This window comes from Kluyvera sichuanensis (assembly GCF_040930405.1).
Lineage (GTDB): Bacteria > Pseudomonadota > Gammaproteobacteria > Enterobacterales > Enterobacteriaceae > Kluyvera > Kluyvera sichuanensis.
On record NZ_CP162271.1, the window covers coordinates 2,306,421 to 2,324,048 of the forward strand.

Consider the following 17,628-nt stretch of genomic DNA (forward strand, 5'->3'; position numbering starts at 1 on the left):
ATCAGCTCCTGATTAGTGACGTTCCAACGAATCCGCCATGTGATAGTTCGTTATTTTCACCGAACCGGAGTTTGCAGGCCTTCAGCGTGCCGTTGCATTCATCCAAAGAGGGATCATCGACGGGATTGTTGTGCTTATCGAAATAGCGCGTGCCAGCATAATCACAACCGTCGCCGGAGCGATACTTATTGCGGATGCACCAGGTACACAGGGAATGCAATTGACGAGTGGGAATCATCAGGCCCTGCAGGTCCATCGGGCTTGAAAGCGTAAACTCCACAGCTTCATTCGTCTCGCTGCTTTTAGCATCGATATAAAAGACCTTTAGCTTTTCCTGCGTAGGGTCTGCCGTAGCATTCCCATCAGGAAAATTCTGCGTATCAAGGTATTTAGCTAGCGTGTCATGGATCGTAACCTTCGCCTGCAGCATGTCGTCGTAAGCAAGACATAACGCTGTGATCGAGCTATCCAGATTCGCCACTGACAGCTTCGGCTGGGCTGAGCTGCCATCAGTGGAGGTCTCTATGCCTTCAATCTGGCAGGGCCAGGCTGAATACTCTTCTCCCTGCCACCAGATACTTTTTGCTGGCAGTTTGGTTTCATCGCCACCTGCAGCAAGGATTTCCTCTTCCGTATGAGGGATGTTATAGGCGTGGAATCGTAATACCTCACCCACGCCGAAATCGCTCCCGTCGACTTCAAAGAGCCTGACTTCGCTACCGGGTTCTAACTTCTGATAATCTGCGTTTAAGCTCATGGTGCAAACGCCTGTTCAAACGTGGCCGAAACGGTTTCCACCGTTTTACCTTTGGTGACGCGCTGCAGGCTGTCGGCCTCAACACGCCACAATGCCAGGTCACCGCCCGGCGGTGTAAACGAAAATGACTTCGTCTTATGGCGCCGCAGGAAGGCATAGATATCCCTGACAGTCCCCGGTTCACCGGTGAATGAAAACTCATAGCTGAGCGTTTCATCATTGAGCCCAGAGCCAGTCACCTGTTTATAACCGTCACCAAACTGTGCCGTGCGGACGCTATCCTTGCTCTTCAGCGTTGGCTGGCTGGATGCTTTGATCCGCCATCCAAAATGTTCAATCGCCATCGTTACCTCTGTTTATTAGCGTTCCAGATCATGCCGCCCGGCTGTATGGCCTTCGCAATCCCTGCGCGGACGGAGCTATCAATGACCTGCTGATAGGCTTTTCCGACTGCATCACCGCTCCCTTTCTGCTGGCCGGAATCCCCTTGCCCCGTGGTGATGGATACCGGCGCATAGACGCTGACACCGAAAGGAGACGCAACACCGCCCCCACTCCCGCCAACCAGGCCACCCGTCGCGTAACCGCGCATCATGCGGTACAGATTGCCGACGCCGATCCGGTTTGTGGCCTCCTGGGTAAAGACAAACTCGCCGCGGTGAACCACACCCGCCGGCTCATACTTACCGCCGGTACCGGTGTAACCCCCACCCGCAAAACCGAGCGCAGATGTGGCTGAGTTAACCAGCCCCACCATGGCCTGCTTCATCAGGATTTGCGTCAGCATCGACAACGTCGAGCGGGTAAAATCAGCCCAGTTAGCTTTACCTGTCGTCAGCATATCCGCCATGTTCTGGCTGATACCGTCGAACGTGGCGGAAGCTGCTGATTTCATGGAACCATACGCGTCATTGGCAGAGTCCGCGTAGTCAGCCCAGGCTGACTTTGCCCCCGCCTTCCAGTCTCCACGCAGCTCATCCTGAGCAGCGTAGTAATCTTTCAGCGCTGACAGCTCATTCTGATAACCCTGATCCGCATCCGTACCACCGGCATTTATCCAGCCCTGCCGCAGTTGTGCCTCTTCATTCTGCCGCTGCGCACCGCGGCTGCTCATGCTGCCGCCGGCTACCAGCGCTTTGGTTTTCTCACCAATCTGGGTAACGTATTTCTGCGAGCTATCCTGTAGGCGGTTTAAACGTTCCTGGGCAACAATCTGATCGCCAAGCCGGGCATTAACCTCCGCCCGCGCCAGTACCTCATCTTTGTTCGCCAGCACCGATTTTTCATCAGCTGTCAGCGCGCGCTTTTTAGCGGCCTCTTCCAGTACAGAAAAACGGGATTGTTGTTTCCACAGTTCCTGCCGCTGCTGGCTGATGGTATCCGTGATGCTCTTATGCTCTTCCAGCGTGCGTAGCTGCGCTTCCAGCTCCAGCGTCTGCGCACTGGCTGTATCGATACTTTTCACGCCTGCCGGCGTTTTCACCGCTGACGGCTTTTTAGGTTTCTTCAGCGAGTCGTCGTATTCTTTTTTGGCGGCTTCAAGGTTGATGTTGTAGTCCGCCTGGAGGATCCGCCCATCCTTCAGCGCCTTATTCAGTTCGTTCTGGCGAGCAGTGTATTTCTCCAGCGCACTTTGCGTCTTCGCATAGTTTGACTGGGCCTGCGCGGCATACTTCTGGCGATCGGATTCCACCACCGCCTCTCTCGCGGCGTTGTCCTCGGTCGCTTTCGCCACATTGGCCTGCTGCTGCGCCATTTCCAGCGCCAGCCGTGCCGACTCCCGGTCGTTCCAGTAGCGGGCGCGCGCATCGTCATTCACGTAGCGGTCGCCTTTGCGCAGATTCCAGACTTCATCCGCGCGCTTAAACGCCGCCTCGGCTTTAGAGACAATTTCCTGCGACGTGTCCGGCCGTCCGATATCCAGCGCCGCATCCCACATAGATTTAAACGCACGCTTCAGGCTATCCGCTGCTGACTCAATCGAGCCCATATTGTCACGCAGGCTCTTTGTCTGATCGCGAAAACCATTCGTCGCTGCATCGTTAGCCGCCTGCAGCGCCGCGGCCTCATCCCCGGATCGTTGCAGTTGCGCCACATAGGCAATCTGTTCGGCGGTGACGTTGTGGAACTGCTGCGCCATGGCAATCAGGCCAGAAGTCGGATCGTTCGTCAGTTTCCCGAACGCGGCCGCCACTTTATCGACAGGTACACCCGATACCTCGGTGAATTTCGCCACCGCCTGGCTCATATCATCGAACCGGGCACCGGCGCGCACACCGGCGTTTAGCAGTTCGGTGAGTGCGCTGCTGGTCTGGTTAAACGTCAGTCCTGCCTGCTCGCCAGACTTCGCCAGCACCAGCATGCGGTTTGAAGTCAGCCCGGCACTGTTACCGGAAAGGACCAGCGTTTTATTGAAGTCGGACAACGTGGACGAGCCCTGATACCAGGCATAAACCATTGCCCCGGTAGCGGTTGCCAGCGCACCAACACCCACCATAACCGGCGATATTGAGCCCAGCAGCGCGCGGAAGGTCGGAATAATGCCGCCGAACGAGTCTTTCACCTGACCGCCCTGCTGTAGCAGAATGAGCCATGGGCTCTGACCGCCGGCCAGCTGGGTGGCAATATCCGTAAACTGCGCGGGCAGCATTCGCATTGCGGCGTTGTACTGCCCCACAGAAATACCGGCCTTTTTCGCCGCGCTCTCCTGCCGGGTAAACGACTGCTGCACCTTTAGCGCGGAATCATTCGCCGCATCGCCGGTCTGCTTAAACTGCCGTTTAACGTATTCCATCTGTTCGTTGAACTTCGACGAGTCAACGTCAAGGTTAACGACCAGGTCACCCACTGCCGTCTGGGCCATAGCGAACGCCTCCTGAAATGCCCTCGGCCTTTGCCATCAACACGGCATCACCGGGTTCATCGTCGGTAATATCCTCCGCTGAAGGTGAAAGCAGGCTGAAGCTGGCAGGGGTTGATGTGGTTTTGGGGTCAAGTGCGGTGATGACGATATGCATCAGCGAGGAAAAATGTGCATCCATCTGCACATCATTAAAAAAGTTGTCCTGGTAGAACGTTCGCCAGTCGGCGTATTCCGTTGACGACATACCAGCAAGCATGGCGCGCCAGTCCGGCCGGCGAAATTCACGCGCCAGTTTCAGGACGAATGTCAGCTCACTGGCGAGGACTTTTCCAGACTGACCGGTTCGGTTACCGCATCATCCTGTGGCACAATGGATTCCGATGGCGGAACCATGCCGGACAGCAACTTCACGCTGTACTCTGCTGCGGAGATAATCTCCAGCGGCCAGGTCGTCAGCACCTCATTCTGGATCTGCTCAACATCCTCTTTGGGCGTTTTATGCGTCCCTTTCAGAGGATGTTCATGCCATAACGACATGGCCACAAGCAATGCACCTGCCGTAATCGTCATTTTCATCGCCGCCTGCATGTCTGCATCGACAACAGTTTCCAGTGTTTTCAGGTGTTCAAGATGCTCAATGCGCTGCAGTGCCGACAGTTCGTAGAGCGTGACAGTTTTGCCGTTGCGCTCGAACGGCTCACTTTTTAAAAACATGGGTAGACTCCAGGAAGTGGGGCCGAAGCCCCGTTGTTCAGGAAACGGTGACGCTGCAGGTAGCAACGAACAGCCCGTCGTTGGTCATCACGATAATCTCGGCAGTACCTGCCGCAATACCGGTTACCGTCAGAGCCGTATCAACAACAGACACCGTGGCAATACCCGCTGCCGTCGTGGTAGCACGGAACGATTTGTCGCTGGCGCTGGCTGGCGCCACGGTGACATGCAGCGTCGTGGTTGCCGCTACAGCAACAGTGGCCGTCGATTTATCCAGGCTGACGCCGGTCACCGCAATCGCAGCCGCGGCACTTTCTTCTGCCAGTCCAGGCTTACCGTTGTTGCTGATTTTGACTGAACGCGTGATGGTGTCTTTTGCGGTCACTGTTTTACCGAGGCTACTCACCCACCCGCGGAAAACATCGACAGCGCCATTCGGGTATTTGATTTTGTAAGCCAGCACAGTACCGTCGTCGAACCAGCGAACCAGATCCTGCTGACCAGGCTCGGCAGGCTTCCAGGCCAGCGTAAAACTGGCCTCCCCTGCTGATTTCTGCCCCTGGGAGGTAGCAGTCCAGTCCGCATCCGCATCATCCAGGTACGTATCATCGTTTGATTCAGCGGTCAGTTCGCCAGGCTGCAGGTCTTTAATTTTCGCCAGACGCGTCCAGTCGACATCCGATAACGGATTTGCAAACGGGTTACCTGTTCCGGAATAAGTCCAGAGCGTGGTGGTGGCACCCTTAACCGGCGCCAGTGGGTTTGGTGTAGTCATTACGTCCTCACATTTCGTAAGTAATGGAATATTTCAAATCAGCCGAACTCCACAGCCCAAGATCGTCATCGCGCTGGTAGTCATAACCCTGCTGCACAATGTTGGTAATAAGCCCGGCGAGCCCTGGCACATCGCTCAGCACCGGATAAATTCGGGACTCCATCCAGTTATCCAGATCTGAATCCGGCACCTGCGCCGGTAAAAAGATTTCGACATGCAGCGTCGCCTGCCAGGTATCCGCATCAAGCTCTTCACCGGTATATTCGGCATCCGTCAGATAGATAGCGATAGCCGGAAAGTCGCCATCCTCGAGTACTGCCGGACGCCCATCAAAATAGAGAGCCTCTTCACCAATATTGCTCTCCAGCGCATTGATGATGGCCCTTCGGATATCACTGTGTTTCATTGTTTCAGAATCAGCCTGAGTTGGTTTTTAAGGGATGCCCGCAGTTCTTTGGGCATATCCGATTCAATGAGCTTTGGCAGCTCATCTTTAAATGCGGTCGTCAGGGGAGCCGCCAGGGGAATACTGACCACCTCTATCGGGTAGCGGGGTTTTGACGTCCGACGCATGACGTGCCAGCGACCATTCTTCAGTTGCTGAATAAAGCCACCCGGGAAACGAAAAGGGCCAATTCGCAATTCGCTATTGGCCCCTTTTTTATCCCGTTTTCGACGGGATAATCGCACGCTGGCGGTTCCCAGTTTTATCGCCGGCAGATTGCCCCGGTTAACCCGGATGAGCGCTCTTGGCTTTTTCGTCGTGGCGCGCCTTATCCTGGCGCGCTGCTTCACCAGCTTTCGGGGAACCCGGGTTTCTTTCGATACCACTGCAACGCTTCGGCTAACAGCCCGGGTGGCCACACGGTTGACCGCCTGCGCTGAGGCACGAGGAACCGCCGTGTTACTGATGCTGTTAAGGTTCGCTATTGCCTGTTCAAGCCCTTTTATCGACATCACATCTCCTTAACGGCGACGGGTTGATGCGGGAGGAGAACCCGCCCCTAACCAGATATGACAGGAGCCACAATCATCCGAGCCAATACGTTCAACCCAGAAAGACTTGCCGTTAATATCCAGCGTATCCAGCCGTGCCAGCTGCTCAATCACTGCTGATTTCACAAACAGCGACGGGCTGGTCCCCTCGACACGGATGCCGGGTGTGGCGTAACCGATATTTTCCGGATCATCGAAAACACCACTCAACGTGACACCAGAAATCGCGCCGGACGTTACCGTTGCCGAAGTCCCCATAATCTGCCGAATAGTGTCATCGGCCTGTGTGATTGCAGCATCAAAAAGGTTATCGAAATCAGTCACACAGCCCCCTGTTAGTGTTCGCGCACCAGTCCGAGCGCAACCAGGCTGTCCGCATCCGTTTCTGTCACACGAATCACGGTCCCCGCTTCCACAATAGAGACCGGCTCATCTAGGGTCGCATGCAGCGCCTCAATGTGCAGAGTGGCTAGCGTTTCGACGGCCACCAGTGCGTCATCGGTACTGCCGCTTAACACAGTATTCGCTGGCGGTGCGAGTTTTACGGAGCCGGTTGATTCCCCGCCACCACCCACGCCACCATTTTCAACACCATCGGTATCCGTGTCGTCACCCAGCTCTTCCTCCAGCTCTGCAATGCGCATTGAGAGCTCCTGAATGGTGCCACCGGTGTTCACTTCCCGACCGAGCTGCACGCCGAGCTCATTAAGGCGTGCGATCAACTTTTCTTTTTCTGTCATGAGAACAGCTCCGAAACAGGGCCCCGAAGGGCCACAGAATAAAATCAGGCGAGTTTGACTGACACAAACGCATCCGGATCGGCCAGCAGCATCAGCGGTGCGGACTGGATCATGGTGAACTCGCGCGCCGGGTCACCGGTCTGCACCCAGTTTTTCGGGTAACGCGCAGAGGCGTTAATACCTTCACGCTGGGCATCCACATCCTGAATGCAGCCGTAAGTGCGCAGCCCGCGCGCCTGGGTATTACCCAGCACCATGCTCAAATCCGGCAGGTAGTTCTTTTTGGTGTCGTTTTCAATGTACTGACCGGAGTAGACGACAATGGCCACATCGCCATACATCCCCTTATAGGAGACGGCTTCGCCCAGATCCTTCAGCGCCGTTTCCAGTTCAGAGTTAGAACCACGACGGGTATCGAGCTTCTCTTTTACCGCTTTGAACGAACGGAACAATGCCCAGCCTTTCGGATCAAAGACGATGATATTGACCACACCGCTGGCGTTCAGCGCGTAGGTTTCGATATCGTCTGTCGGGTCATAGGTTTCTTTGTCGCGACCGCTCCATGCCGCGGCACCGACCTGAGTGATGTTGTTGCCGACGCTGCGCCCCATATCTACTTCAACCGGTTCAAACGCATCACCGGTCATGGTGTACTTACCGTTGAGGACGGCAGCAACGGCCTGCTTCTCCTCCACCTGGGCAATTGCCAGTTCTTCATCCTTCATGTTCTGCAGGATAATGCGACGGCGACGGTAAGCCGGGTCAGCCAGGTTTTGTGGATCTTCATCTGGCAGGCGACGCAGCGTCATCTGCGGGTTTACTTCATGCTTCGGCTTGACGTAGCCCGGCGTAAACTCAGACGTTGCACCGCCGCGGGAACGGATGACCTTGCCGGAAACAACAGGCGAAACGTACAGCGCCATGTTGACCATGCCCGGGATCTGCGACAGATAGACCTTCTCAGTGCTGAAGGGGTAGCTTTCACGGAAGAAGATGCGCAGGAAAAGCGGGTCAAACTTGAATTTCTTCTCATTGACCGCCAGAAGTTGGGCTGTAGTGTAAATTGACATAGATTTTTCCCGTAAAAAAAGCCGCGATGGCGGCTTCTATGGATGATGGTTGCAGTTCAGAAAAGGGTCAGACAATGCTGATGGCGGTACCCGTAAATGCGTTGCGCTTGATGTGTTCATCCGTCACAGTCACTGGCCAGAGCACATCTTCAATGCGGAAAGAGCCGGACTTATAGAATGCCAGCTCGGCGTTGCTCTGATCAGATGTCACCGCCAGAACGCCGCAAGCGGCCCCCGCATGCTGGCCATCCCAAACGGTTAGCTTACCGGAAGTAGCATCCAGCATCAGCGGCGTCATCGCCGGCACTGATTTCGTCAGTTCACCAGGTGCATACGCGGTATGCGCCGGATCACTGTTCCCGAGGGGCTGGAGGTGAGTAAATTGCTCAATGTTAGACATGTTGACCTCTTAAACAGGCGTATTTAACAAATCGTCACCCGCATCAGCAGATGAACTCCCTGCCGCTACGGTGCCGGGTGCGGTTTCCATCAGACGATCCAGCGCGGTATCCGTGCGGGCCTGAGCACTCTGAGGCGCGGCGGCAAGAATGCGCTGTGCACTTTCCACCGTCATGCCGGGCGTTTCAGCCAGTGCGCGCGCCTGTGATTCGCGCCCTTTTGCCTCTTCACAGTTCAGGATCCCCATAATGCGACCATTTTCAGCGGCGACCGCCGCCGCGACCTGGCTGCTCACATCAACAGATGCAGTAGTTGCAGGGTCAACGACCACAGCGGGTGCGTCAGCAGTGGCCACGGGCTGGTTAACAGCAGCGGTTGCTGCTGGTTGAGCGGTATCTGCGGATGCAGTAGTACCTTTCATACTTCCTCCTCGGGAAATCATCGTTCGTTTGTTAATTGCATCGCGCATAACGTTCAGCGCATCCATGTTGTTGACCAGTTGCTCCGCCAGTCCGTTGTCTACTGATTCCTGGCCTGAAAAAACAGCCGCTTCAGTGTCCAGAACGGCCTGGACCGACATGCCGGTGTAACCCGCCACCTTTTCAGCGAACATCTGCCGGGTCGCGTCAATACGCGCCTGAAAATCTGCGCGTACTTCTTTGGGTAATTTCTCGTAGGGGTTCCCGTCCACCTTGTGCTCGCCGCTGTAAATGAGCGTGACCTCAACGCCGCTGGTTTTCAGGGCGGCACCGTAATTGCTATGAGCCATCATGACGCCAATGGATCCCGTTCTGGCCGTCTGCGTCACAAGCCGGCGCGAGGCAGCACTGGCAATCAGCTGACCTGCGCTGCAGTTCATATCGTTTGCCAGCGCCCAGATGGGTTTGATATCGCGCATACGGGCAATAATGTCCGCACAATCAAAAGCCCCCGCCACCATTCCGCCTGGGGTGTCCATATCCAGAAGGATGCCGTCAACACCCGGATCGCTGATGGCCTGCTGAAGACGGGCGATAATGCCGTTGTAACCCGTCATCCCCGAATATGGCTGGAGTGCACGGGTTTTACTGACCAGGGTCCCGGATACCGGCAGCACTGCGATCCCGTTAGTGACCTGATAGCTTCGTGACGGTTTTGGCTCCATATCCTCATCATCGCCAAAGAGCACCAGCGGTTCAGCCATTTGCTCTGCACCAAGGGTCACGCCAGATACAGTGTCGGTCAGACGGGTAATGCCAAGCTGGCCAGCAAGCGCGCAAAAGAAAACCCGCGCATAGGCGGGTTCAAGTAATAGCGGCTCATTGAAAGCCATACTGGCAATGTGCGGGAGATTACGCAGCTCGGGCGTCATCGTTCCCCTCCTCATTTGATTTTTTCAGTCCAGACTCAAAGGCAGAAGCCGCCCAGGCTGGAGGTTTAAGGCCTGCCGCGCGACGCTCCATCGTTTCACGTACCTGCTGCGAAAATATTTCCTGATAATCGTCCCCGCGCTTGGCGCACTCCTTCTCATAAGTGCTCAGGCCTGCCTCAATAAGCATGACGGCCTCCTGCACTTCCTTCAGCCCATCTATCGCCATACGGCCAGAGCCTATCCAGTTGGCATTGCCCCAGGCTGTTCTCGCTTCCTGAAAACTGAATCGTGCTCTGGATGGCAACGTCACCACCCGGCGGACAATAGCCTCCTCCAGCCAGCATACAAACATCTGGCAGGCCTGTCGGGCTGCCACGAACTTGCGGCGGCCCATAAAGAACGCCCAGGACTCGTTCGCGCTGGCGCGTGCAGTGGAGTAGCTCATCTGCGAATAGTTGCGCGAAAGTTGCTCATAAGACACACCCAGACCAGCAGAGATATAACGCAGCAGTGATTGCTCGAACGTCGAAAAACCGTTGTCCGTATCCTGCGCTGACTGAAGATTCAGGGAGTCACCCGGCATCAGATGGGGAACCTTCGCACCGCCGAGCCGAACCGGTGCCGCGGTATAATACGAGGCCATTTCACCCAGCCAGCCCGTCATCTTGCTCTGCTGGTCTTTGCTGTCAGAGCCGAGAATAAAGTCCATCGCGGTTTGCGTATCCAGCTCACTTTCTATCGTGGCCGCATACATCGCCTTAACGATAGCGCTCTGGAGCTGGGTATTTTGCAACGTATCGAGCATCTTCATTTGCTCCATGACGCTGTAAAACACGTTGGCGCCGCGGGTCTGTCCATCCTCCAGCGGTTCAAATACATGGATAAAGGACGGCCGCCCGCCGGGCAGCTCGCGCGGAATGTAAGACCATTTCTGTGCCATCCATCCCGGATATCCGTCTTCGCTGACGTAATATCCCAGCGCAGCGCCACCGTCGTTTATTCTGACACCTGACCGGCAGTTTCGCGTGTCTCCGCCATTATTAGGGTTGCTGATGCGCTTCGGACTCACCATCTTGAACTGTGTCCGGAAGAGCCGCGTTGAATCACTGTCCCAGGTGGGCTGGACACACAGCTCGCCGTTAAATGCATGAGTCGCGACACCTTCGCGGATCATCATCGTAAACGTCCGCTTGCGCTCAGCATCGATCCCGCAAAAATCATCTTCAGCATACTCATACCAGGCGGCCTCCACCTCCCTGGCAAATGCGCGGCTTTCTTCTTCTTTGATACCGAGATAACGCCAGCTCGGGCAGTAACTCAGTCGGAAGAAGGAACCGACAATGTGATCCTGATGAAGCTGCACGGCGTTTGCCGCATAACCATTATTTCGAACCAGATCGTCTGCTCGCGCATTACCACGGGATAAATTAGGCAATAACGCAGCATCCGCGCTTTCGCTCGGTGGGTTCCAGGCGCGTAACTGGCCGCCAAAGCCACCAGCACCACCGTGATACCCGGCGTAGTCCCGCAATGCGGTTTTACCGTCCGGCCCTAACAAAGCAGGTGTTTTCATGCGTAAAATCCTGCCGGTCCCCGGCGTCGTTGAGTAATGCCAATCTGTGATTCAAGTTCGGCAATGTATTTTTTCAGGTCGGCTACTGAGGTAGCGGTGAACTCAACCCGCCGGCCGTCCTTTTGCACCGTTGCCACCCGCTTTCCCATCATGAGGTCATGCAACGCAGCGCGGGCGGCATCCAGATCGGTCTGTGTCGCCATTATTCGTCTCCAGATAATGCCCGGGCATAATCCGCCAGGGTCTTGTTATGGGTTCGCCCCCCTTCTTCCTCCAGCAAACTGGCCAGAAGAGAATCGAGATTTAACTGCCAGCGCGAAATACTGATCCGAAGCGCAGCCAGCGCATAAACGAAGCAGTCCAGCGCCTCGTTTCGTCGCTTTTTGCTGTCCCAGAGGATCTTCTTCTTACCGTCCACCCATTTTTCAACCTGCTCCTCAGCGGTGAGCTGCTGTGCTTCAGCCAGGTCGTAAACGTCGGGGTTGTTTGGGAAATGCACAGCGCCGGCGAGGGGTTCATCACCTTCGGGCTGCAGGGTAAAGCGGTTGTAGATCTGCTCTTTCGCTGTGTCCGTCCCGACTTCCGTCAGATACACGCCGTTCTTGTTCCGTTTGCGCGGCATGCTGGCAACAGGTTTGCCATAAACAGAGGCCCCTTTGATGGGGATAAGACGAAACAGGCCGTGCTTTTTCGAGCGGTTGTATACGATGGTTGGATCGATACCGCCGATATCCCAGCAAATACGGGATATCGACATTTCAACGCCATTTTTCCGGGTGTATGCCCTGTTTATGGCCTCATCCACCCTGATGAGGGTCGCTTCATCATCATGTCGTCCCATGATGATCTGCCGGTCAATCAGCCAGCTTTCTTCACCCGGTCCCCATCCCCAGACGCGCATCTCATAGCGGTCAAGCTGTGAGTCAATGCCAGCGGTCAGGTAGGCCACCCGGTCAGGTACTGAGGCAGAAAAGTGTTCTTTCCTTTCCGCCATCACGTCCGCATCCGGGCGTTCGCCAATCTTCGGCTCCCATGTCTCACCCAGCGTGGTATTCACGAAGGTTTTACGCTTACCGGTATCCCCTTTCGTCTTGATCCAGTCTTTTACTATCTGCACCCAGGTGGTAAACGGGCTGTATGCGGTCCATATGTGGAAAGTGACGCTGTCTGGCGGTTCAATGTCGGTGCCAGAGGACGCAAACCAGTTCAGGCCATCGCGTGTCCAGATCCCCGTCTCGTCGCAGATATAGCGCGCCTGCGAGAAATCCAGCTCCTGCTGATTAATGACGCAGGCGTTATGCTCGCAGAGGTAAAAAACGCTGGCCGGTTCGCCAGGCATCCACTTAAACCCGAATGGCGTTTCCTTATCGCCAAACTTCAGATATTGCTCTTCCCCACAATGAGGGCAGGCAACGTGAAAACGCATAAAATGCCCGGACTCACTCGCGGCACGCTCAATCTGGCAGGTTCCCTTTAGCTTTGGCGTGGAGCCACGGATTGACTTCGGCCAGACGGAGCCCTCAATACGTTTATCACCGAGGAAGGTGGGCGAGCCCTCTTTCTCAATATCTTCATCAAATGCTGCCAGCTCATCGTAGCCGGCGACATCAACCGATTTCTCACGGTAGTTTTTCGCCGCCTTACCGCCCAGACACCAGAAGCCGCGACCGTTGGAAAAGCGCTTCATGCTGAGCGTATTGTCGCGGTTCTTTTTGCCGTACCACGGCGCGAGCGACAAAAGCGAGGGGATATCACGGATAGTGGGCTCAACATGAGACTTCATGAAGTTCTCAGCATCGCCATCGGTTGGCAGCCAGATCAGCGAATTTCGCTGCTTGTGTTCGATAAAGTATGCATACACGCCGAGCAGCATTTTCGAGTAGCCAACACGGGCAGATTTAACGACATTCACCTCTCGGATATAGTCGTTACCCATGGCATTCATAATGGCTATCTGGAAAGGAAGCGTAACCCAGCGCCCTTCCTGATACGCTGACTCTTTAGGGAGATAATAATGCGCATCAGCCCATTCAACAGCTGTCAGTGGTTCAGGCCGAAATAGCGAACGGAGCCCTGCCTGAGCAGAGTACCGCAGCCCTTTAATCTGACTGTTCGATATATTCACTCAGCAACTCCGGTATTATTTCATCCAGTGCAGCTGCCTTGTTCATGGCTTTAATGATGTCCTTTTTCAGGAAATCAATGTGCCGGTTTTCCAGTTCGGGGAAACGCCGCTGAACGGATAGAGGAACGCCATCGAGGATACTGGCTATTTCTCCGGCCACCCGCGATAACACGAACGTGCAGAATGCGGTTTCCACCACCTCAGCGGTGTCTTTTGCATTTTTCAATTCCTGCGTGTCGGCCTGCGCCCTGATGAGTCGGTGGCGCTCATAATCTATCGTGCCGGGTTGAAGATCCGACTCCGAAGCGATTCGCAGATCTTCGACTTCTTTCCGCAATTTCTCATTTTCAATTGCGGCATCACGGGCGGAATACCACTCAATAACCGCCGCGGAATCATAGAGCACCTCATTACCTTTTCCGCCACCACGGGCAACTGGCATCCCCTGATCCTGCCAGTTCTGAATGGTGCGAACACTGACGCCAAAAATCTCAGAGAGGCGTTTTTTGTTTACCTCCATGGCTCACTCCATGCGCAAAACAGAGAAAGGAAACGACATCGAGTAATTTGCCTGTTATCGGACTCTGCCGCTTCCTTTCTTTTCAGGGGGTGTTTTCAGTAAAAACAGGCAATTAGCTAGAAGAAGAACGGAAACGACTAAAACCGAAAAAATCTCATAAATAGCGAGAATCTGCGCGGACGCCGCCCCGTAGCGCATCGATATGCCGGAAAGGACCCGTAAGTGATAATAATTACCATTTGCAAGTGGAGGTTAACGCTTCAGAGAATTCCAGATCGGACCTCCAGGCGCCAGAGAGTTGCGGATAGCATCGCCCACTGCGTCATTAACTGCCTGTTGCAGATTAACGGTTGATGCTGCCTGAGCAGCTATCGCAGCCTGAAGGGATGTGAACAAATCGCTTTCGCGTACGGCATCAATTACGGCCTGTTTCATTTCATCAGTAAGCACTGGGATAGTGGTTACATTCACCGGCGTAAAGAGACCTGCCTTAAACACGATCTTGCGCGAATCACCTTCATTGCTTGAAGTTTCACCAAGGTAACCACCAACAGGCATACCAAAGCGTGTGTTGACCAAATGCTTAATGGCAAACTCCTGCCCTTCAGCGGTCAGGAAGGTGAAATAATTTTCCTTTTGATACTCCGTCGCGGTATGGCGTGTCTCAGCGAATCCCAGCTCCCGAAGCTCAGCAGCACCAGATTTAGCTGGCAGGTCACCAGACTGAAGCGCGCCACGGAAAAACAGCGCATACAGAACATCCGTCGCCGCGCCGGACAACGTAATAATTTTCTGACCCATGATTTATTTCCTTTTAGGCGTGAGCCTGTCGCACGGCAAAGCCGCCGAAAGTTAACGGTTTGCCCAGGCTCACAGCTGAAAGACTTTCTTTGATGTGCGCGTGCGATGCGCATAAAAAAAGCCACCGGCGAATACCAGTGGCTACTTAATTTTTAAACGGATTACTTAGCAAGAATTACATAATCAGAAATTAACTCTGCTTTTTGCGAATACTCTTTTGCCAAGCGCTCAAGCTCACTCGCTTCGAGTTTCCCGGACTGTGAGCTTTTGATGTAAGCGGCAATCTCGGATTCGTGAAGTAGGACATTTGGGTTTTGGGAAATAATTTCTTTTACAGCACTATAAAATATTCCCATATCGATAGGATGCCCTGTATGCCATGTGGAGCGAGCAAGCCATTTATCTAAAGCACTAATACCTTTCAACATAAAACCTCCTGTTTGTGTGGAATGCTATCCTCCCACCAAATGAGTTATGTCAAAAATGTTTTTTCCATTATCGCAGGCACTCCGTGAATGCCTGCTGTAATGCCGTTAGTCGTCCAGCTGCAACACGCCGTGCTCCAGTGAATCAGAATACGCGATCAGCCCAGTGTATCCTGGGATAATCTCACCATTCTCAGCTTCGAACTCAGGGATGGCCCCGGTAGTGATGGTGTATTGTGGCTGTCCATCTTCTTTCGCGAAGGTTGCCAGTTCTTCAATCTGTTTTGCCGTAAGAACTACAGTCATGCTCATTCCTCTGTTGTTAAAAAGCCCCGCTATTGCGAGGCTGTAGGGTTATTGTTTGACTCTCTCACCGAGTTATAGATACGCTCACACGTCATTCCTGCCCGGTAGCTTTCGTCAGCTCGTCCAGCATAATATCGAGCTTCTTCTGCAAGACTTCCGAGCATGTCGGCGAGCATTGCGGTATCTGCTCCGACTGTTTTGCTTCTGACGGCAGCGGCAAGATCTGCGGTGTGCTTTGCGGCGTCCAGGCGGGTAGCGAGCTTCCTTGCTTGCTGTTGCAGCTGGTTAACAGTGGTAGCCAGGCCAGCAGAAGTAACGGCAGCGCTCGCTGCTTTAGCTTGAGCATCTTTAACAGCCTCATCACGGGCTATTGTTCGCCCTTGTTCAATCATGCGAGCAGCGGTCTGTGCGTTCGCTTCCTGTGAAGATTCCGCGCTATCCCGGTCAGCCCACTTTATTTTCCAGCTGCGGTTCGCCCACTCACTGCCAGCGAGAAATGCGCAAGCCACCAGCAACATAGAGATAATAAGCTGAGTTCGCAGGCTCATCAGAACACCCCTAGACTTTGTGGCTTCTGACCCCACTGGCAAACTTCGCGCTCAATCTCTCTACGGGTAATTAGCCCTTTCCATTGCTTGCCGCCTGCATAAGTCCAGCGCCGCAACTGCTCGCATGCGCCTTTAATGTCACCCTGATTGATTGTTCTCAGCAGCGTGGAGGTTTTGAAGTTACCGGCCCCGACGTTGTAAACGAACGAATAAAGCGCACCGCGTGTGGTTTCTGGGATAGGAACCTTAATATACGGGTTAATCTGACTTGCTACGGTGGCAAGGTCTTTGTTGAGCAATGCCCGACACTCCGCCTCGGAGTATGTCTTTCCGAGCATGATGTCATTGCCGGTGTGTCCGTAACAGATAGTCCATTTATTGACCACGTCCTGATAAGGAACGTATCGGACACCTTCAAGACCGTCATTCCCAGTCGGTCCGGTGATTAGCGCGGAAGCAATGGCGATAGCGCCAACCGGCACCGCCGCGATAACGCTATTCCTCAGCTTTGGTGACATAGCCATTGAGCCTGTCCTCCCGCTCTTTACGACGGTAATACCAGTTCACGCCGCAGGTGATAACGGTGCATGCGATACCGACAATAATTGCCCAGTCACTTAAACCGAGTCCTGCCACTTTGTCGGCCAGCATCCACGATACCTCTTTAGTTATTTCGGCATGGGCCTTTGCAGAGACACCGCAGCCAGTCAACGCGGTTCCCGTCCCATATGAAAGTCTGCTGTAAATTGTGCTCATTCTGGTCATAGCCTCACCTCCGGATAATTCGGATGGTGCTGTGTGTTTTGAAGGGGACTCAGGCTCTCGGGCTGATTTAACAACAACACACGTCGAGGAGTTTTCCCGGAGCCTGAAAAAGAAAAGGCCCGCCGAAGCGAGCCTGAAGAATGAAAATATCAAGAATTAGAGGCGCTCCATCTGACAAACCACCCACGGTTATTCAGACTTTAATGGAGCGCTTTTGAATGGACGCTGGTTAGGTAACACATCGCAGTGGCATGCCGCAGTATTATCACAACAGCGCCCATTCAAAACTGGAGCGGTCAGCGGGAATCGAACCCGCATCATCAGCTTGGAAGGCTGAGGTAATAGCCATTATACGATGGCCGCAATCTGGTATGCAGTGCCGGGTGCCTCCCGGTGAGTCAGCCAGTCGAACTGCCTCGCGCGAGCATTTGAACATTATCAGTTTTGACTGAGCGCCCCGCCGCATAGGGGGATTCACTGCATCAATAACGTAAAACATTTTCATAAATTACGTCAATGCATTATCCATTACGGCTGACGGTGTTTGCCGTTGCAATGATTTTGCCACTATCCGAAGTGGCCACGCTCATGCCCTTGAGGTGCTGTCGCTCTATCGCCGCTGATAACCGGTGCGCGTCTGGCGTTCGCGCTGCTCTACCGGAGCTATTTTTAATACATGAACCTTAACCCATCACTACACAGGCTCGCTCAGTGGCGACTCAGGGCAGCATCATGACTGCTGCTTTGCCTTTCGGCTGCGGTCTATCCGTTTACTGGTGCATTTTCTTCCCCTTCTGAAAAGCAAAAACCCCGCCGAGGCGAGGTTATGAATTCTTTTAAGTTCGTGTCTAAGTGACCACTCTTAACACAGTAATACATAAAATGCGGACCGCGTGAACA

General features: G+C 54.2%; 22 protein-coding genes, 1 tRNA gene and 1 pseudogene. All 24 read right to left on the reverse strand.

What is annotated here, in order from left to right:
* Position 1 precedes the first annotated feature (1 nt).
* Positions 2–757 carry a phage minor tail protein L gene (locus AB2B48_RS11200; RefSeq protein WP_368301775.1) on the reverse strand — a complete coding sequence of 252 codons (756 nt, stop codon included), beginning with the start codon at positions 755–757 and terminating at the stop codon, positions 2–4.
* Positions 754–1,101 (reverse strand): phage tail protein, encoded by a 348-nt coding sequence (locus AB2B48_RS11205; RefSeq protein ID WP_368301776.1) that lies wholly within the window; start codon positions 1,099–1,101, stop codon positions 754–756. The genes AB2B48_RS11200 and AB2B48_RS11205 overlap by 4 nt, the downstream gene beginning before the upstream one ends.
* 215 nt (positions 1,102–1,316) lie before the next feature.
* Positions 1,317–3,620 (reverse strand): annotated as a pseudogene (locus AB2B48_RS11210) (phage tail tape measure protein); the annotation flags it as partial.
* Positions 3,598–3,876: a phage tail assembly protein T gene (locus AB2B48_RS11215; protein WP_322262643.1), complete on the reverse strand. Its 279-nt coding sequence runs from the start codon at positions 3,874–3,876 to the stop codon at positions 3,598–3,600. The pseudogene AB2B48_RS11210 and the gene AB2B48_RS11215, both read right to left, overlap by 23 nt.
* A 50-nt stretch (positions 3,877–3,926) precedes the next feature.
* On the reverse strand, positions 3,927–4,334 hold the full coding sequence (locus AB2B48_RS11220; RefSeq protein WP_368301777.1) for a phage tail assembly chaperone G: 408 nt from the start codon (positions 4,332–4,334) through the stop codon (positions 3,927–3,929).
* Between the two features lie 37 nt (positions 4,335–4,371).
* Entirely contained in the window at positions 4,372–5,109 is a 738-nt protein-coding gene (locus AB2B48_RS11225) for a phage tail tube protein (RefSeq protein ID WP_368301778.1), read from the reverse strand.
* 7 nt (positions 5,110–5,116) lie between these two features.
* Positions 5,117–5,515 carry a phage minor tail U family protein gene (locus AB2B48_RS11230; protein WP_368301779.1) on the reverse strand — a complete coding sequence of 133 codons (399 nt, stop codon included), beginning with the start codon at positions 5,513–5,515 and terminating at the stop codon, positions 5,117–5,119.
* Positions 5,512–6,066 (reverse strand): phage tail protein, encoded by a 555-nt coding sequence (locus tag AB2B48_RS11235; RefSeq protein WP_368301780.1) that lies wholly within the window; start codon positions 6,064–6,066, stop codon positions 5,512–5,514. Before AB2B48_RS11235 ends, AB2B48_RS11230 begins: the two co-directional genes overlap by 4 nt.
* Positions 6,067–6,075: 9 nt before the next feature.
* The gene (locus AB2B48_RS11240) at positions 6,076–6,429 is read right to left on the reverse strand and encodes a head-tail joining protein (protein WP_368301781.1); all 354 of its coding nucleotides are present in this window, start codon (positions 6,427–6,429) and stop codon (positions 6,076–6,078) included.
* 11 nt (positions 6,430–6,440) lie between these two features.
* Complete coding sequence (gene gpFI, locus AB2B48_RS11245; RefSeq protein ID WP_368301782.1) at positions 6,441–6,845, reverse strand: DNA-packaging protein FI; 405 nt, start codon at positions 6,843–6,845, stop codon at positions 6,441–6,443.
* A gap of 44 nt (positions 6,846–6,889) precedes the next feature.
* Positions 6,890–7,915, reverse strand: a complete 1,026-nt coding sequence (locus tag AB2B48_RS11250) for a major capsid protein (protein ID WP_368301783.1) — start codon at positions 7,913–7,915, stop codon at positions 6,890–6,892.
* Between the two features lie 67 nt (positions 7,916–7,982).
* The gene (locus tag AB2B48_RS11255) at positions 7,983–8,315 is read right to left on the reverse strand and encodes a head decoration protein (protein WP_368301784.1); all 333 of its coding nucleotides are present in this window, start codon (positions 8,313–8,315) and stop codon (positions 7,983–7,985) included.
* A gap of 9 nt (positions 8,316–8,324) precedes the next feature.
* Positions 8,325–9,665: a S49 family peptidase gene (locus AB2B48_RS11260; protein ID WP_368301785.1), complete on the reverse strand. Its 1,341-nt coding sequence runs from the start codon at positions 9,663–9,665 to the stop codon at positions 8,325–8,327.
* Positions 9,646–11,238, reverse strand: coding sequence for a phage portal protein (locus AB2B48_RS11265; RefSeq protein WP_368301786.1), 1,593 nt, complete (start codon positions 11,236–11,238; stop codon positions 9,646–9,648). The genes AB2B48_RS11260 and AB2B48_RS11265 overlap by 20 nt, the downstream gene beginning before the upstream one ends.
* Positions 11,235–11,441, reverse strand: coding sequence for a phage head-tail joining protein (locus tag AB2B48_RS11270; protein ID WP_172728728.1), 207 nt, complete (start codon positions 11,439–11,441; stop codon positions 11,235–11,237). Before AB2B48_RS11270 ends, AB2B48_RS11265 begins: the two co-directional genes overlap by 4 nt.
* Positions 11,441–13,363: a phage terminase large subunit family protein gene (locus tag AB2B48_RS11275; protein WP_368301787.1), complete on the reverse strand. Its 1,923-nt coding sequence runs from the start codon at positions 13,361–13,363 to the stop codon at positions 11,441–11,443. Before AB2B48_RS11275 ends, AB2B48_RS11270 begins: the two co-directional genes overlap by 1 nt.
* Positions 13,338–13,883, reverse strand: coding sequence for a terminase small subunit (locus AB2B48_RS11280; RefSeq protein WP_061279056.1), 546 nt, complete (start codon positions 13,881–13,883; stop codon positions 13,338–13,340). Before AB2B48_RS11280 ends, AB2B48_RS11275 begins: the two co-directional genes overlap by 26 nt.
* Positions 13,884–14,135: 252 nt before the next feature.
* Positions 14,136–14,684 (reverse strand): hypothetical protein, encoded by a 549-nt coding sequence (locus AB2B48_RS11285; RefSeq protein WP_368301788.1) that lies wholly within the window; start codon positions 14,682–14,684, stop codon positions 14,136–14,138.
* Positions 14,685–14,845: 161 nt separating this feature from the next.
* The gene (locus tag AB2B48_RS11290; protein ID WP_058671258.1) at positions 14,846–15,112 is read right to left on the reverse strand and encodes a hypothetical protein; all 267 of its coding nucleotides are present in this window, start codon (positions 15,110–15,112) and stop codon (positions 14,846–14,848) included.
* A 105-nt stretch (positions 15,113–15,217) separates the two neighbouring features.
* On the reverse strand, positions 15,218–15,415 hold the full coding sequence (locus AB2B48_RS11295) for a hypothetical protein (RefSeq protein ID WP_368301789.1): 198 nt from the start codon (positions 15,413–15,415) through the stop codon (positions 15,218–15,220).
* A 29-nt stretch (positions 15,416–15,444) separates the two neighbouring features.
* A complete protein-coding gene (locus AB2B48_RS11300) occupies positions 15,445–15,963 on the reverse strand; it encodes a DUF2514 domain-containing protein (RefSeq protein WP_368301790.1) in 519 nt (172 codons plus the stop codon).
* On the reverse strand, positions 15,963–16,487 hold the full coding sequence (locus AB2B48_RS11305) for a lysozyme (RefSeq protein WP_368301791.1): 525 nt from the start codon (positions 16,485–16,487) through the stop codon (positions 15,963–15,965). The genes AB2B48_RS11300 and AB2B48_RS11305 overlap by 1 nt, the downstream gene beginning before the upstream one ends.
* The gene (locus AB2B48_RS11310) at positions 16,459–16,728 is read right to left on the reverse strand and encodes an HP1 family phage holin (RefSeq protein ID WP_281549152.1); all 270 of its coding nucleotides are present in this window, start codon (positions 16,726–16,728) and stop codon (positions 16,459–16,461) included. The genes AB2B48_RS11305 and AB2B48_RS11310 overlap by 29 nt, the downstream gene beginning before the upstream one ends.
* A 288-nt stretch (positions 16,729–17,016) precedes the next feature.
* Positions 17,017–17,091: transfer RNA gene (locus AB2B48_RS11315), tRNA-Gly, on the reverse strand.
* Positions 17,092–17,628: the final 537 nt, after the last annotated feature.

What these genes read in the sequence shown, in the direction of transcription:
- AB2B48_RS11200 (WP_368301775.1), bottom strand. Translation starts at nt 757, where the DNA reads ATGAGCTTAAACGCAGATTATCAGAAGTTAGAACCCGGTAGCGAAGTC.
- AB2B48_RS11205 (WP_368301776.1), bottom strand. Translation starts at nt 1,101, where the DNA reads ATGGCGATTGAACATTTTGGATGGCGGATCAAAGCATCCAGCCAGCCA.
- AB2B48_RS11215 (WP_322262643.1), bottom strand. Translation starts at nt 3,876, where the DNA reads ATGCTTGCTGGTATGTCGTCAACGGAATACGCCGACTGGCGAACGTTC.
- AB2B48_RS11220 (WP_368301777.1), bottom strand. Translation starts at nt 4,334, where the DNA reads ATGTTTTTAAAAAGTGAGCCGTTCGAGCGCAACGGCAAAACTGTCACG.
- AB2B48_RS11225 (WP_368301778.1), bottom strand. Translation starts at nt 5,109, where the DNA reads ATGACTACACCAAACCCACTGGCGCCGGTTAAGGGTGCCACCACCACG.
- AB2B48_RS11230 (WP_368301779.1), bottom strand. Translation starts at nt 5,515, where the DNA reads ATGAAACACAGTGATATCCGAAGGGCCATCATCAATGCGCTGGAGAGC.
- AB2B48_RS11235 (WP_368301780.1), bottom strand. Translation starts at nt 6,066, where the DNA reads ATGTCGATAAAAGGGCTTGAACAGGCAATAGCGAACCTTAACAGCATC.
- gpFI (WP_368301782.1), bottom strand. Translation starts at nt 6,845, where the DNA reads ATGACAGAAAAAGAAAAGTTGATCGCACGCCTTAATGAGCTCGGCGTG.
- AB2B48_RS11250 (WP_368301783.1), bottom strand. Translation starts at nt 7,915, where the DNA reads ATGTCAATTTACACTACAGCCCAACTTCTGGCGGTCAATGAGAAGAAA.
- AB2B48_RS11255 (WP_368301784.1), bottom strand. Translation starts at nt 8,315, where the DNA reads ATGTCTAACATTGAGCAATTTACTCACCTCCAGCCCCTCGGGAACAGT.
- AB2B48_RS11260 (WP_368301785.1), bottom strand. Translation starts at nt 9,665, where the DNA reads ATGACGCCCGAGCTGCGTAATCTCCCGCACATTGCCAGTATGGCTTTC.
- AB2B48_RS11265 (WP_368301786.1), bottom strand. Translation starts at nt 11,238, where the DNA reads ATGAAAACACCTGCTTTGTTAGGGCCGGACGGTAAAACCGCATTGCGG.
- AB2B48_RS11270 (WP_172728728.1), bottom strand. Translation starts at nt 11,441, where the DNA reads ATGGCGACACAGACCGATCTGGATGCCGCCCGCGCTGCGTTGCATGAC.
- AB2B48_RS11280 (WP_061279056.1), bottom strand. Translation starts at nt 13,883, where the DNA reads ATGGAGGTAAACAAAAAACGCCTCTCTGAGATTTTTGGCGTCAGTGTT.
- AB2B48_RS11285 (WP_368301788.1), bottom strand. Translation starts at nt 14,684, where the DNA reads ATGGGTCAGAAAATTATTACGTTGTCCGGCGCGGCGACGGATGTTCTG.
- AB2B48_RS11290 (WP_058671258.1), bottom strand. Translation starts at nt 15,112, where the DNA reads ATGTTGAAAGGTATTAGTGCTTTAGATAAATGGCTTGCTCGCTCCACA.
- AB2B48_RS11295 (WP_368301789.1), bottom strand. Translation starts at nt 15,415, where the DNA reads ATGACTGTAGTTCTTACGGCAAAACAGATTGAAGAACTGGCAACCTTC.
- AB2B48_RS11300 (WP_368301790.1), bottom strand. Translation starts at nt 15,963, where the DNA reads ATGAGCCTGCGAACTCAGCTTATTATCTCTATGTTGCTGGTGGCTTGC.
- AB2B48_RS11305 (WP_368301791.1), bottom strand. Translation starts at nt 16,487, where the DNA reads ATGGCTATGTCACCAAAGCTGAGGAATAGCGTTATCGCGGCGGTGCCG.
- AB2B48_RS11310 (WP_281549152.1), bottom strand. Translation starts at nt 16,728, where the DNA reads ATGACCAGAATGAGCACAATTTACAGCAGACTTTCATATGGGACGGGA.